Consider the following 14,086-nt stretch of genomic DNA (forward strand, 5'->3'; position numbering starts at 1 on the left):
CACAGTCTCCCTGGCTGCCCCGGCAAACCATAGGATGAAACGGACGGAAAGGTGCAGCCACGATGGTCACACGCGAAGAAGTAGAAGCAGCGTACTCACGGACAGCGGGCTGGGTCCGCCACACGCCCCTTGCCGAGAGCGGGGACCAGGAGCCGTACCACCTGTGGTTCAAGTGCGAATACATGCAGCACACGGGCTCGTTCAAGGCACGTGGTGCCTTCAACCGGCTCCTCACGGCGAAGGAAAACGGCGAACTCGATCCGGCAGTTGGGATCGTAGTGGCCTCCGGTGGCAACGCGGGGCTGGCCAACGCCTACGCTGCCGCCAAGCTGGGCGTCCCTGCCACAGTGTTTGTTCCCGATTCCGCACCGGCAAACAAGGTCCATAAGCTCTACGCCATTGGTGCCACGGTGGTCCAGGGTGGCGCCGAGTACGCCGAGGCCTACGCCGCTGCTGTGCGGTTCGCCGAGGAGAAAGGCGCGGTCTATTGTCACGCCTACGACCAGCCGGAGATCGTGGCAGGCGCCGGCGGGGTTGGGCTGGAGCTACTTGATGAACTGCCCGACGTCGACACCATCCTCGTTGCTGTTGGCGGCGGCGGCCTGATGGGCGGCATCGCGGCGGCGGCAGAGGGCAGGGCGCGTGTTGTGGGTGTCGAACCCGAAACGGTTCCCACCCTGCACACCGCGCTGGCCCAAGGCGAACCAGTGGATGTGGCGGTCTCCGGGATCGCTGCCGATTCCCTCGGTGCCCGCCGGATCGGCGAGATTGGCTTCGGAGTCGCCCGCCGCACGGGCGTTCAGAGCGTGCTGGTCACGGATGAGGAGATCGTCCGAGCACGTCGTGCACTCTGGGAGAAGCACCGGATCGTCGTGGAACACGGTGCTGCCGCTGCGTACGCTGCCCTCCTGTCAGGCGCGTACAAACCGGCCGACGGCGAAACAGTGGCCGTCATTCTCTGCGGAGCCAACACGGACCCCGCCCACTTCTAACCACACCCAAGTAGGTCGCAGTTCAGGTCGTTCCCAGCGCTCAGAACGACCTGAACTGCGACCTACTTGGGTCAGCGGGCGCAAAGAATCCCCGCCGGCTGGTTTCCGGCGGGGATTCGGCGTCGGCAGGTCTGCCCTGCCACAGCGGTTCCTACTTCTTGGGCAGGCCTGCCGGGTTCAGTTCGGACGCGGGGATGGCCTCGGAAGAGAGCCCCCAACGGTCCAGGATCTTGCCGTAGTTGCCGTCCTTGATGAGGGTATTGAGCGCAGCCTGGGCGGCCACGGCCAATCCGTTGCCCTTCTGGGTGGTGAAGGCAATCTCTGCCTTCAGCGGCCAGCCACCTTCGAGCGTGCCCACTTCCTTTGTCTTGCCATCCTTGGCCGCCTTGTACGCTGCGGAGGCGTTTGGCCCGAACGTGAGGTCCGCGCGGCCTGACTGGAGGGCGAGCTGGGAGGCGGAGTCGTCGTCGTAATACTGGAACTCAACCGGCTTCAAGCCGTTCTTCTTGTTCTCCTCGTCCCAGCGCACCAGGATTGCTTCCTGGTTGGTGCCCGAGCCGACGATGATGCGTTTGCCGGCCACGTCCTTGGCTTCCTTGATGCTGGAGATGTCCGAGTCCGTCTTGGCGTAGAAACCCAGGAGGTCGTTGCGGTAGGTGGCGAAGTCGAACTTCTCCTTGCGTGCCTCGGTGACGGTCACGTTGGACAGGACGGCCTCGTACTTGCCTGATTCGACGCCCAACGGCCAGTCAGCCCACGCCACCGGCAGCACCTCGACCTGCAGTCCCAGGCTCTCGCCCACCGCATAGGCAATATCCACTTCGCTGCCGATGAGGGTCTTGTTATCCGTGGCGAACGTGCTCAGCGGGGGAGTGCCGCCTGTGGTGACCACTGTGAGCTTCCCGTCGGCCTTGATGGCGTCCGGAACCAGTGCGGCCGCCGCGGAGTCCACGCTCACCTTGATGCGGTCCTGCTGCGGGGTCAGGTTGAACTCCTTGGTGGACGAACTGGAAGAAGCGTTCGACGCCGACGCCGACGCTGACGCGCCCGTTGCCGCCGTCGCCCCAGGATCGGAGCAGGCCGCCAGCCCCAACAGGGCGGTAGCGGCCAGCGCCGCGGTCACGCCGGATTTGGCTGCGAAACGTGCCATTTGTTCTCCTTGGTTTGCAAGATTCGGGAAGTCTGATGCGTACTTGTGGCTGCAACTATCCGGCAGCTCACGATGCAGGTCAAAGCACCCTGAAACGCTGGGATACAGGGGTTCACGGCGGTTAATCGGGCGTAGAACGGGGTCACAAAACTGCCCCAAGACCTTCGGAAAGACACGCGCGACGCAACTCACAGAAATAAGCCGGGTGCCGCCGTCGTTGTCGCTAGAGTGCCCGGCAACCAACAGTGCGGGCACCGCAAACGTATCGAAAGGCCTTCACGTGACTGTTCCTCTTTCCATCCTCGACCTGGCAACAATCGGCAAGGGCCAGACGGTGGCGGAAAGCCTCGCGGGCAGCGTGGCCATGGCGCAGAAGGCCGAAGAGCTGGGCTATCGCCGCGTTTGGTATGCGGAGCACCACAACATGTCCGCCATTGCCTCCTCGGCCACCAGCGTGCTGATCGCCCACGTCGCCGCGCACACCAACACCATCCGCCTCGGCGCCGGGGGCGTCATGCTGCCCAACCACTCTCCGCTGACCATCGCGGAGCAATTCGGCACGCTCGAGACCCTGCACCCGGGACGGATCGACCTCGGCCTGGGACGCGCGCCCGGCAGTGACCAGAACACCATGCGCGCCTTGCGCCGCGACCACACGTCCTCGGACAGGTTCCCGCAGGACGTGCTGGAACTCCAGGGATACCTCACCGGTCCCACACGCATCCAAGGTGTTGAAGCGACGCCGGGCAAGGGCACCAACGTGCCGCTGTACATCCTGGGCTCCTCGCTGTTCGGTGCGCAGCTTGCAGCCCAACTGGGACTACCCTATGCTTTTGCTTCACATTTCGCGCCGGCAGCCCTGCAGGACGCTGTTGCCGTTTACCGACGCGAATTCAAGCCGTCAGAGCAGCTGTCCGAGCCGCATGTGATCGCGGGAGTGAACGTCACCGCAGCGGACAGCAACGCCGATGCGCAGGCCATCCACCTCGCCGTAAAGCGCGCCCGGGTTTCCCTGTTCTTCGGCGGCGGACGCGAGTTCACCGATGACGAGGCGGACATGGTGCTCGACTCGCCGCAAGGCCAGCACATCGCCCAGATGATGAAGTTCTCGGCTATAGGAACCAAGGACGTGGTGCGTGACTACCTTGACGAGTTCGCGGCTTTCGCTGAAGCCGATGAACTCATAGTGGCCCACCAGAGCATCGGCACCGCCGAGCGTTTGCGGTCCGTGGAACTCGTGGCCGAGGTTGCAGGGCTGGTTCCTGCGTAGCCCTGCATAAATCCAAGGAAAAGCTTTACGCATTTGCAATCTGCTAGGTAGTCAAGCGAAACCGTCCGGGCGGAGACTGTAGCTATCCGCTTCGGAAGGATTCGCCATGCCTACGCATTTGAACCAATCAGTCGCCGATTCCGCGCTGCTGATGAAGTCGCTTCCGCTTGGCCTTCTCCGAACAGTGCTCCAGTCCGACGCGGAGAACGGCATTACACCTCAATTGTTCGCAGAGCTCAGGGTCCTTGCCCGGGTCCCTGGCCTGCTGGTGGCATGCAATTACGGAGGCACTCTTTGCTCCGCTGAAGGCGTTTCCACGGAGACCTTGCCCTTGGACAGTGCGGCCGTCGCGCTCCGTGCGCTCGCCGCCCTGCCGAACACGCACACCGCCATCATTTCCGGGCGTTCCCTGAGGGATCTGGCCGCGGTGTCGCGGCTGCCGGCCGAGGTGCATTTGGTGGGGTCGCATGGGGTTGAGTTCGACATGGGCTACGCCTACACGCTCTCGCTTGCCACGGAACAGCTGCTTCAGCAGGCGGCCACCGCCCTGACGGAAGCAGTCGGTTTCGAGAAGGGCATCAGCATTGTCCGCAAACCTGTGGGCGTCGCGGTGCATACCCGGCCAGCGACGCCGGAGGTAGTGGACCGCGTAATCTTCCGGTCGCAACAGATCGCTATCGAATACGGGTTGTACTTCATTGTGGACGGATCCGTCCTGGACCTCACCGTCGAGGAACCGGCCAAGGGCCAAGCCCTGGAACAGCTCCGCTCGAGGCTTGGCGTCAGCGCTGCACTGTATGCGGGCGACGCCGAGAGCGATGAAAAGGCGCTCGCCACCTTGCGTGGCCCGGACCTTGGGTTGCATGTCGGCGCGGGGGACACGACGGCGGCACACACCATCTCGGACCCGGAATCCTTTGCACGCGTGCTGGCTTTGTTGTTCGAACTACGGCGGGCCTGGCTGTTCGGCGAGGACGCGGTAGGTCTGGAGCGGCATTCGATGATCGGCAACGGAAGCTCCACGGCGCTGCTCACTCCGGATGCGAAAGTCTGCTGGATGAGCCACCCTTTGCCCGATTCGGGCTCGCTCTTTGCTCACATCCTCGGCGGCGATCCGGCAGGCCACTTCAGTATTGAGCCGGTGAAGCCCTCCCAGGTGCTGGCGCAGCGCTATGTGGAGAACACCATGATCGTCGAAACCCGCTGGGCGGATGTCACTGTAACCGATTATCTGGAGCCCGCGCCGGAGGGCATCACCAGCCTGGTTCGCGTCCTGTCCGGGACGGGTAACGCCCGCGTGGTGTTCGCGCCACGGCCCGACTACGCCAATGCTCCCTTCAACATGGAGATCCGCGGCGATGAGGTCCACATCATCGGTACGTCGGATCCGATCATCCTTTCGGCGCCGGGCGTTGATTTCACCATCACCAGCGACGGAAAATATGCGACAGCAACAGCCCAGGTCGCCCTTCAACCCGGTCCCGTCGTCCTGAATCTGCGGTGCGGGGACACTGAGCCGCCAACCCCGGACCCGGCCGGCGAACCTCAGCGGCGTGCCGCCGTCGGGCAGGTAGCGCGTGAGTGGGTCAAGGCACTGCAGTTGCCAACCATCAAAACGTCACTGGTGCGGCGCTCCGCGCTGGTGCTTAAGTCGCTCGTCCACGAGCCCACGGGCGCGGTACTGGCGGCGCCCACCACGTCCCTGCCCGAGGGCATCGGCGGGACAAGGAACTGGGACTACCGGTATTGCTGGCTCCGGGACGGGTCCATGACGGTGAACTCGCTGGTGTCCTTGGGATCTACGGAAGAAGCTGACGGTTTCCTCAGCTGGCTGGGCCGCATCCTGGAGAACGCGCCCGGGCCTGAGTGGCTGCACCCCTTGTATTCGGTGACCGGGTCGCCGCTGTCCACTGAAGCCATCGTGGAGAGCCTGCCAGGTTATGCAGGATCGCGCCCGGTGCGGATCGGCAACGCCGCGGACCATCAGGTGCAGTTGGACGTGTTTGGGCCTATCGCCGAGCTGATCCATGATCTTGCGGAGCGGCGCGGTTTCCTGCCGGACGAACACTGGTACCTCATGGAGCAGATGGCGCACGCCGTGCTTGCCCGCTGGCATGAGCCGGACCACGGGATTTGGGAAGCCCGCCGACCGCCGCGGCACCATGTGTACACCAAGGTCATGTGTTGGGTGACGCTGGACCGTGCCCTCCGGACTGCAGCCATGCACGGGCGTGTGGCGCATGCGGACTGGGCGCCCTCGGCAGCCACGATCCGTGCGGAAGTTCTCCACGAGGGCTGGGATTCATCCGCTGCGTCTTACACCGTGGCCTACGACAGCCCGGACCTTGACGCCGCGGTCCTTCACATCGGAATTTCAGGCCTGCTGGATGTCCAGGACCAGCGGTTCCTGGACACGGTTACTGCCGTTGAGCGCGAGTTGCGTGTGGGGCCCACGGTTTTCCGGTACAGGTACGACGACGGCCTGCCGGGGTTGGAGGGCGGCTTCCACATCTGCACCACCTGGCTGATCGAGGCGTATCTCGCTGTGGGCCGCCTGGACGATGCGCTGGAGCTGTTCAACCAGCTGGTGGCGCTGTTCGGCCCTACGGGACTCCTGCCGGAAGAGTACGATCCCGGCACGGAAACGCACCTGGGAAACCATCCGCAGGCATACTCGCATCTGGGCTTCATCCGCTGTGCGCAACTACTGGACCACTACCTGGCCAGCGCAGACGTGGAGTAGCCCAACTGAGTCGCAGCAGTGCGCGTTGTGAGCGCTGAAAACGCGCACAATTGCGACTCAGTTGGGTGCTGGTGCGGCTATGCGAGCAGCAGCGCCACGGCGATCATCGCGGGCACGGCCACGATAGTGGTGATCAGCACGGTGTCCTTGGCCACGGTGATTCCTGCCTGGTACCGGTTGGCCGCGACGAACACATTCTGGGCCGTCGGCAGCGCGGACGTGACCACCACCGCGAACAGCGCATGCCCGTCCATCCCCAGGGCAAACCGGGCGAACAGGTAGGCGATCAACGGGTGCACAACCAGTTTGAAGCCGCTCGCCAGCAACGTATCCACCCTGCGTCCAGCGGATTTCTGCAGCGGCTTGGATCCATTGAGGCTCATGCCGAAAGCCATCAGCATGGCCGGAATCGCCGCTCCGCCGATCAGGTGGATGGGCTCCAGGATCAGCGTTGGCACCTGGAATCCGGTACCGGCCACCAGCAGGCCGAGTGCCGAGCCCACGATCATGGGGTTCTTTACGATCATCAGCAGGAAGCGCAGGGGAGTGGTGCGGTGCGAGCTGGTGCTGGCATCGAGGGCCATCAGGTACATCGGGGTGAAAAATGCCAGTTGGAAGATCAACAACGGCGCCACGTAGCTCGCATCGCCCAGCACAAACACGGCAATGGGGATGCCGAGGTTCGCGGAGTTGGCCAGCGACGCACTCATGGACGACATGAGGGCTTCCGGCATGGCACGCTTCAGCCAGAACTTCGCGATCAGGAAGAACAGCAGGCCCGTGATGATGGCGCCCACAGCGGTGACCAGGAGAGGCGCTGCAAAGACATCGTGCAGCTTGGCTTTGCTCAACGTCTCGAACAGGAGCGCCGGGCTTGCTACGAAAAAGGTCAGCGAGCTCAGGACGGATCTGGCGTTCTCGCCGAGGATCTCCCGACGCCCCACGAACGTGCCCACCAGGATGATGGCCCAGACAACGAAGAAACCCGACAGGACTCCGATCATGACAGCGTGCGGGTGGGGTTTCGTAGGATCACGACTTACAGCCTAGCCAGAACCCACGGGCGAGTAAGCGTTTTCTCGCGATTGTTCCGCTATGCGGACTCCAGAACGCGCTCGACGCCGACACTCTGGTGAGTGCCGGCGTCGAGCGTTGCTGTGAAGCCTTAGCTGAGGTGCGCTGCGTTGCTAAGCGCGTGAGGCGGGCGCATGAGCCCGGGGGTGTGGCCCTCCGCAGGGTCATTGCCGAGCTGCAGGATCTTGTTGTCCTTGCCCACGTGGACCACCCTGGGCTCGTAGCTCCGGGCCTCCTCGGTGGTCATTTCCGCGTAGGTGATGAGGATGACGGTGTCGCCAACGTGGACCATATGGGCAGCCGCACCGTTGATCCCGATCACGCCGGAACCGCGCTCGCCGGCAATGGTGTACGTCTCCAGCCGGGCGCCGTTGGTGACGTCCACAATGGAGACGAGTTCGCCGGGCAGGATATCGGCCGCGTCCAGGAGGTCCAGGTCGACAGTGACCGAACCGACATAGTGGAGGTCGGCATGGGTCACCGTTGCGCGGTGGATCTTGGACTTGAACATTGTGCGGATCATAATGCGATCAGTTTAGCGCGGCACCCTCATCCAGCGCTGTGACGTACCAGACGTTCAGCTGGCTCGTACCTCTCAAGGCTCGTCCCTGCGGCTACCAGCGCACGCAGCTCAGGCAGTCCTCCGGTCACCACTCCTGCAGCGCGTGCCTGGACCAGGACGTTGCCCTGCGCGGTCGCCTCAACTGGTCCAGCGATCACAGGTTTCCCGGTCGCATCGGCGGTGAGCTGGCACAGGAGCCGGTTCAGCGAACCGCCACCCACAATGTGCACCACGCCGGTAGTGCGGCCGGTAAGCCGCTCGGCGTCGGCCAGCGTCCGGGCATACCCCGCCGCGAGGCTGTCCATGATGCAACGCACGACGGCGGCAGGCCGGTCCGGGAGTACCGCACCAGTGTTGCGCACGGCTGAGCGGATCCGGTCCGGCATGTTGTCCGGCGCGGTGAAAGCGGGATCATCCGCATTGATCTGCGGACCGCCGGACGGAAGCGCCGCCGCCGAGTCCAGCAACGCCGTGAGGGCTTGCGTGTAGCCTTCAGCGGCCCACGCACGTTGGCATTCGCTGAGCAACCAGAGGCCACCGACATTTCGGAGGTAGCGGATTGTGCTGTCCACGCCGCGTTCGTTGGTGAAGTTGGCCTGACGGCTCGCTTCGCTGAGCACCGGGCGGAGGAGCTCCACACCCACCAGCGACCACGTGCCGGAGGAGATGTATGCGAAGTCCTGGTCCTCAGCGGGGACTGCGGCAACGGCTGATGCGGTGTCATGCGAACCCACGGCAACCACGGTGGTGTCCGTTGGCAGGCCCGTTAGTTCAATGATTGCCGGAAGCAGCGTTCCGACGGTTTCGCCGGGCTGGATAAGAGGCGGGAAGAGGTTCCGGGGCAAACTGAGGGCGTCCAGGAACTCGATGGCCCATTCACCGGCAACAGCGTCGAACAGCCCGGTAGTGGAGGCGTTGGTGGCCTCGGTCCGGCGTTCACCCGTCAGCAGGAAGGCGATCAGGTCCGGAATCAGCAGAGCTTGCACACCATGAAGGTCGGGCTCCGCTGCGAGCTGGTAAAGGGTGTTGAACTGCAGGAACTGCAGGCCCGTAGCGGCATACAGCTTTTCCGGGGGAATTGCTGCGTGCACTCGCTCCACGGTAGCCCGGCTGCGCTCGTCCCGGTAGCTGAAAGGCACCGCGGTGAGTTCCCCGGCGTCGTTTACCAATCCGTAGTCCACGGCCCAGGTGTCGATGCCGATGCTGGCGATGCGCTCGCCGTTCGTGGCTGCCACCGAAGCGGCCGCAGCCAAACCCTTGAGTACCTCAGCGAAGAGGGCGTCGAAGTCCCAGTGGAGTCCGCCGTCGAACTCCACCACCCCGTTGGGGAATCGGTGGATCGTCTCGAGGGATACCCCGGACGTTGCGGAGACGCGCCCCAGCATGACGCGGCCCGAGGACGCTCCGATATCTATTGCTGCGAACACTCTTTGAGAGGACACCGCCCCGGCGTGTGCCGGGGCGGTGTTCGTGGTGGTTCCGATGGTCACTGAAGGTCCTAGCGGAGGAATGCCGCTGCCACGCCGGCGTCCACGGGGATGTGGAGGCCGGTGGTGTGGGAGAGCTCGTTGCTGGTGAGGACGGACGCGGCGTTGGCGACGTGTTCCGGGAGGACTTCGCGTTTGAGGAGCGTGCGCTGGGCGTAGTACTTGCCCAGTTCCTGCTCGTCCACGCCGTACACCGCTGCACGCTTGGCGCCCCAGCCGCCGGCGAAGATGCCGGAGCCACGGACCACGCCGTCGGGGTTGATGCCGTTGACGCGGACACCGTATTCGCCCAGTTCAGCGGCGAGCAGGCGGACCTGGTGGGCCTGGTCTGCTTTGGTGGCGGAGTAGGCGATGTTGTTCGGGCCGGCAAAGACGGAGTTCTTGGAGGAGATGTAGATGATGTCTCCGCCCAGGCCCTGATCGATCATGACCTTGGCCGCGGCCTTGGACACCAGGAACGAGCCCTTGGCCATGACGTTGTGCTGCAGGTCCCAGTCCTTCTCGGTGGTTTCCAGCAACGGCTTGGAGATGGACAGGCCTGCGTTGTTGACCACCAGGTCCAGGCCACCGAAAGCGAGCACGGCTTCCTGGATGGCAGCGGCGATCTGGGCTTCGTCGGTCACGTCGGCCTGGACGCCGATGGCGACGTCGGAACCGCCCAGTTCCTCGGCGACCTTTTGGGCGTTCTCAAGGTTCAGGTCGGCAATGACGACGCACGCGCCGTCGGACGCCAAACGGGTGGCGATCGCCCTGCCAATGCCCGACGCCGCACCGGTCACCAGTGCGATGCGGGTCGCGTGGGACTTGGGCTTGGGCATCCGGGCGAGCTTGGCTTCTTCCAGCGCCCAGTACTCGATGCGGAACTTCTCGGATTCCTCGATCGGGGCGTAGGTGGAGATGGCCTCGGCGCCGCGCATCACGTTGATGGCGTTGAGGTAGAACTCACCGGCGACGCGTGCGGTTTGCTTGTCCTTGCCGAAGGAGAACATGCCCACGCCCGGAACCAACACGATGGCCGGGTCAGCGCCGCGCAATGCCGGGCTATCGGCGTCGGCGTGACGGTCGTAATACGCCTGGTAATCCTCCCGGTACGCGGCGTGCAGTTCCTTCAACCGGGCCACGGAGTCTTCGATCGAGGCGTCGGCCGGCAGGTCCAGGACCAGCGGCTTGACCTTGGTGCGCAGGAAGTGGTCCGGGCAGGACGTGCCCAGCGCGCCGAGGCGCGGGTGCTCTTCCGCGGCAAGGAATTCAAGAACGACGGCGTCATCACTGAAGTGACCCAGCTGCGGCTTGTCCGTGGAAGCCAGGCCGCGGATCACGGGTGCGAGGGCGGCTGCCTTGGCCTTGCGCTCCGACTCGGGGAGGGCGCCGTAACCGGGGAGCTGGGCGCCGAAGGGCTCGGTCTTGCCGTTGTCCTTGATGTAGTTCTCGGCCTGGTCGATGATCCAGAGCGAGTTGGCCTCGGCCTCTTCGCTGGTGGCGCCCCAGGCGGTGATGCCGTGGCCGCCCAGGATGGTGCCGATGGCCTGCGGGTTGGCTTCCTTGATCGCGGCGATGTCCAGGCCCAGCTGGAAACCGGGACGACGCCACGGAACCCAGACAACTTTGTCGCCGAAGACTTTGGAGGTCAGTGCCTCGCCGTCAACGGCGGTAGCAATCGCGATGCCCGAGTCCGGGTGCAGGTGGTCAACGTGTGCGGCGTCCACGAGCCCGTGCATGGCGGTATCGATCGACGGCGCGGCGCCGCCCTTGCCGTGCAGGCAGTAATCGAACGCGGCCACCATTTCGTCTTCACGCTCGACGCCGGGGTAAACGGACTTGAGCGCCTGCAGGCGGTCCAGTCGGAGAACTGCAAGGTTCTCAGCCTTCAGTGTGCCGAGATCGCCGCCGGAGCCCTTGACCCAGAGGAGTTCGACGTCCTGACCCGTGACGGGGTCCTTCTCGGTGCCCTTGGCGGAGGTATTGCCGCCGGCGAAGTTGGTGTTCCGTTTGTCCGCGCCGAGGCGGTTGGAACGGGAAATCAGTTCTTCAACAGTTTTACCTGTGTTCTGCATGTTCATGCTTACGCGCCCCATCCGGCTTGCTGGCCGCCTGCGCGGTCCTCGTTGATCTTCTTCTGGTAACCGCTGGCCTTATAGGCGGCCATCGGATCGGCGGGCAGGCCGCGGGATTCGCGCCACTCGGCCAGGACCGGGCGGACATCGGTGTAGAAGGCATCGTTGAAGATGCCGTTGGCGGCCAGGACATCGCCGGCACGCTGGGCTTCGGAGAGTGCCGCGGTGTCTATGAGCAGGGCGCGGGCGGTCATTTCCTGGACGTTGAGGACCGAGCGGATCTGGCCCGGGATCTTCTCTTCGAGGTTGTGGCACTGGTCCAGCATCAGCGCGACGCCTGAGTCCTTGCCGAAACCGCCGCCGCGGATGACCTCGTGCATGATGCGGAACAGCTGGAACGGATCAGCTGCGCCGACAATGAGGTCATCATCGGCGTAGAAGCGGGAGTTGAAGTCGAAGGAACCCAGCTTGCCGAGGCGCAGGAGCTGCATCACGATGAACTCGATGTTGGTACCCGGTGCATGGTGGCCGGTGTCCAGGCAAACGAAAGCCTTCTCACCGAGGGCAAGGGTCTGGGCGTAGGAAGTACCCCAGTCCGGAACATCGGTGTGATAGAAAGCCGGCTCGAAGAACTTGTACTCCAGGACCAGGCGCTGCTCGTCGCCGAGGCCCGCGTAGATCTCCTGAAGGGACTCCGCCAGACGGTCCTGACGGCTGCGGATATCGTCCTGGCCCGGGTAGTTGGTGCCGTCAGCCAGCCAGATCTTCAGATCCTTGGAACCTGTGGCATGCATGATCTCTATGCACTCGAGGTGGTGATCGATGGCGCGGCGGCGCACGGACTCGTTGGAGGAGGTCAGGGAACCGAACTTGTACTCGTCATCCTGGAAGGTGTTGGAGTTGATGGTCCCCAGCCCAACACCCAGGCCCGCAGCGTATTCGCGGAGGGCGGCGTAGTCATCCACCTTGTCCCACGGAATGTGCAGGGCCACGGTGGGGGCCAGCCCCGTGAGCTCGTGGACCTTGGCGGCGTCGGCGATCTTTTCCTGGACGGTGCGCGGAGTACCCGGAGTGCCGAAGACCTTGAACCGGGTCCCGGAATTTCCGTAGGCCCAGGACGGCACTTCAATGGCCAGTTCTCCTAGACGGCCCAGGGCCGATTCTGTGGTGTTCATGCTTGTTCCTTTTGGTATTCGTGGGCGGAGTCTTTGTCTATGTGTGTGGCGCTGGTGGCATCTGTGACGACGCCTGCAGCCGCAAGCTGGTCTTCAAGGTTGAAAACTTCCTCGACGATCTCAAAGCCTTGGTCTGGAGGGACGTCGCTGTTCGCGAAGAGGGTGGCCATTTCGGCCTGCCAGCGGGCGTTGACCTCCGTCACTGCCATGCGGGCCTGGGCTGCCTCGTAGTCTTCGCACTCCAGGTAACCGATCAATTGGCCGTCGGGAGCGAGGAACAGGGAATAGTTGTTCCACCCGGCGTTCTTCAGTGCGGACAGCATCTCCGGCCATACGGCGGCGTGGCGCTGCTTGTACTCGGCCATCAGTTCCGGCTGGACTGAAGAGCGGAAACAAACCCTCATGTGCGGATCTCCAGGGTTACTCGTCTTTGAATCGTTTCATTTGTTACGATTCAAATTACCCTCGTAAACGGGAGGGTGTCAAGGCGTTTCCAACACATTGACGTCAGCCAGCGGAGATCGGAAAGCATGTCCCAGACAGCCAGCATCAAAGACGTTGCCACCCACGCCCAAGTAGCAGTGGGAACTGTTTCCAACGTGCTGAACTATCCGGATCGGGTTTCGCAGAGGACCAAGGAACGCGTCCTGAAATCCATTGCTGAACTCGGCTTCGTGCGCAACGACGCCGCCCGCCAGCTTCGCGCCGGCCAAAGCAGGACCATTGGGCTGATCGTGCTGGACGTCGGAAACCCCTTCTTCTCCTCAGTGGCGCGTGCTGCCGAGGATGCTGCCACTGCCCTTGGAAGCGTCGTGTTGGTAGGGGACAGTGGCCAGGACGCTTCCCGCGAAGCGCATTACATGGACCTGTTCCAGGAGCAACGGGTCCAAGGCCTGCTTATCTCGCCGGTGGGTGATGTGGGTGCGCGGATCGATACCCTTCGTGAACGCGGCGTCCCCACGGTCCTGGTGGATGAACTCGCAGACACCGAGCGCTGCAGCTCTGTATCCGTGGATGACCAGGAAGGCGGGTATTTGGCCGCCAAGCACCTGCTGGACACGGGCCGCCGTCGTCTGGCGTTTGTTGGCACGCCGTCCATCCGCCAAGTGGCCAGCCGACTCAAGGGCGCGCAGCGTGCCGTGGCCGAGGTGTCAGGGGCGAGTGTTGAGATCCTTGACTCGGCCGGGCAGACGGTCCTGGCGGGCCGGCAAGTGGGCAACGGCTTGGTGGAACGCTCCCCGGAAGAGCGGCCTGAAGCTGTGTTCTGCTCCAACGACCTCCTGGCCCTCGGTGTCATGCAGTCCCTCACCATGCTGCGCACCGTCCGGATTCCCGAGGACATCGCGCTTATTGGTTACGACGACATCGATTTCGCCATCTCCGCGGTGGTGCCCCTGTCTTCCATCCGGCAGCCCACCGAGGCCCTCGGGCGGACAGCCATCGAGTTGCTCGCGGAGGAACAGGACAACGGAGGAACCAAGCACCGGGCTGTGGTCTTCACCCCCGAGCTGGTGGTGCGGCAAAGCACGGCCGGCTCACCCAACTGAGTCGCAGTTAAGCGCGTTTTGACCGCTCAAAA

At 63.9% G+C, this 14,086-nt stretch carries 11 protein-coding genes; 4 read left to right on the forward strand and 7 right to left on the reverse strand.

Annotated elements, in window-relative coordinates; genetic code table 11:
- Positions 1-62 precede the first annotated feature (62 nt).
- On the forward strand, positions 63-992 hold the full coding sequence (locus GVL04_RS21580; protein WP_159708352.1) for a threonine/serine dehydratase: 930 nt from the start codon (positions 63-65) through the stop codon (positions 990-992).
- Positions 993-1,143: 151 nt separating this feature from the next.
- Here the strand turns inward: GVL04_RS21580 and GVL04_RS21585 are convergent, their stop codons facing one another.
- Complete coding sequence (locus GVL04_RS21585) at positions 1,144-2,142, reverse strand: ABC transporter substrate-binding protein (protein WP_159708354.1); 999 nt, start codon at positions 2,140-2,142, stop codon at positions 1,144-1,146.
- 280 nt (positions 2,143-2,422) lie between these two features.
- Here GVL04_RS21585 and GVL04_RS21590 point away from each other — a divergent pair, with 280 nt between their 5' ends.
- Positions 2,423-3,412 carry an LLM class flavin-dependent oxidoreductase gene (locus GVL04_RS21590; RefSeq protein WP_159708356.1) on the forward strand — a complete coding sequence of 330 codons (990 nt, stop codon included), beginning with the start codon at positions 2,423-2,425 and terminating at the stop codon, positions 3,410-3,412.
- A 106-nt stretch (positions 3,413-3,518) separates the two neighbouring features.
- Complete coding sequence (locus tag GVL04_RS21595; protein WP_159708358.1) at positions 3,519-6,155, forward strand: trehalase-like domain-containing protein; 2,637 nt, start codon at positions 3,519-3,521, stop codon at positions 6,153-6,155.
- 77 nt (positions 6,156-6,232) lie between these two features.
- Here the strand turns inward: GVL04_RS21595 and GVL04_RS21600 are convergent, their stop codons facing one another.
- The 6 genes from GVL04_RS21600 to GVL04_RS21625 all read right to left on the reverse strand — a co-directional run bounded on the left by GVL04_RS21600 (position 6,233) and on the right by GVL04_RS21625 (position 12,911).
- Complete coding sequence (locus tag GVL04_RS21600) at positions 6,233-7,159, reverse strand: AEC family transporter (protein ID WP_159708360.1); 927 nt, start codon at positions 7,157-7,159, stop codon at positions 6,233-6,235.
- A 161-nt stretch (positions 7,160-7,320) separates the two neighbouring features.
- On the reverse strand, positions 7,321-7,752 hold the full coding sequence (gene panD, locus GVL04_RS21605) for an aspartate 1-decarboxylase (RefSeq protein ID WP_024818390.1): 432 nt from the start codon (positions 7,750-7,752) through the stop codon (positions 7,321-7,323).
- A gap of 26 nt (positions 7,753-7,778) precedes the next feature.
- A complete protein-coding gene (locus GVL04_RS21610; protein ID WP_159708362.1) occupies positions 7,779-9,281 on the reverse strand; it encodes a rhamnulokinase family protein in 1,503 nt (500 codons plus the stop codon).
- 8 nt (positions 9,282-9,289) lie between these two features.
- Entirely contained in the window at positions 9,290-11,332 is a 2,043-nt protein-coding gene (locus tag GVL04_RS21615) for a bifunctional aldolase/short-chain dehydrogenase (protein ID WP_200846928.1), read from the reverse strand.
- Positions 11,333-11,340: 8 nt separating this feature from the next.
- Positions 11,341-12,507 carry an L-rhamnose isomerase gene (gene rhaI, locus GVL04_RS21620; protein ID WP_159708366.1) on the reverse strand — a complete coding sequence of 389 codons (1,167 nt, stop codon included), beginning with the start codon at positions 12,505-12,507 and terminating at the stop codon, positions 11,341-11,343.
- Positions 12,504-12,911 carry an L-rhamnose mutarotase gene (locus GVL04_RS21625; RefSeq protein WP_159708368.1) on the reverse strand — a complete coding sequence of 136 codons (408 nt, stop codon included), beginning with the start codon at positions 12,909-12,911 and terminating at the stop codon, positions 12,504-12,506. Before GVL04_RS21625 ends, rhaI begins: the two co-directional genes overlap by 4 nt.
- Positions 12,912-13,037: 126 nt before the next feature.
- On the opposite strand from GVL04_RS21625, the gene GVL04_RS21630 reads away from it, so the two are divergent.
- Positions 13,038-14,054, forward strand: a complete 1,017-nt coding sequence (locus tag GVL04_RS21630) for a LacI family DNA-binding transcriptional regulator (protein ID WP_159708370.1) — start codon at positions 13,038-13,040, stop codon at positions 14,052-14,054.
- The last annotated feature ends 32 nt before the right edge of the window (positions 14,055-14,086 follow it).

Origin of the sequence: Arthrobacter sp. 18067 (assembly GCF_902706295.1) — a bacterium.
Lineage (GTDB): Bacteria > Actinomycetota > Actinomycetes > Actinomycetales > Micrococcaceae > Arthrobacter.

What these genes read in the sequence shown, in the direction of transcription:
- GVL04_RS21580 (WP_159708352.1), top strand. Translation starts at nt 63, where the DNA reads ATGGTCACACGCGAAGAAGTAGAAGCAGCGTACTCACGGACAGCGGGC.
- GVL04_RS21585 (WP_159708354.1), bottom strand. Translation starts at nt 2,142, where the DNA reads ATGGCACGTTTCGCAGCCAAATCCGGCGTGACCGCGGCGCTGGCCGCT.
- GVL04_RS21595 (WP_159708358.1), top strand. Translation starts at nt 3,519, where the DNA reads ATGCCTACGCATTTGAACCAATCAGTCGCCGATTCCGCGCTGCTGATG.
- GVL04_RS21600 (WP_159708360.1), bottom strand. Translation starts at nt 7,159, where the DNA reads ATGATCGGAGTCCTGTCGGGTTTCTTCGTTGTCTGGGCCATCATCCTG.
- panD (WP_024818390.1), bottom strand. Translation starts at nt 7,752, where the DNA reads ATGATCCGCACAATGTTCAAGTCCAAGATCCACCGCGCAACGGTGACC.
- GVL04_RS21615 (WP_200846928.1), bottom strand. Translation starts at nt 11,332, where the DNA reads ATGCAGAACACAGGTAAAACTGTTGAAGAACTGATTTCCCGTTCCAAC.
- rhaI (WP_159708366.1), bottom strand. Translation starts at nt 12,507, where the DNA reads ATGAACACCACAGAATCGGCCCTGGGCCGTCTAGGAGAACTGGCCATT.
- GVL04_RS21625 (WP_159708368.1), bottom strand. Translation starts at nt 12,911, where the DNA reads ATGAGGGTTTGTTTCCGCTCTTCAGTCCAGCCGGAACTGATGGCCGAG.
- GVL04_RS21630 (WP_159708370.1), top strand. Translation starts at nt 13,038, where the DNA reads ATGTCCCAGACAGCCAGCATCAAAGACGTTGCCACCCACGCCCAAGTA.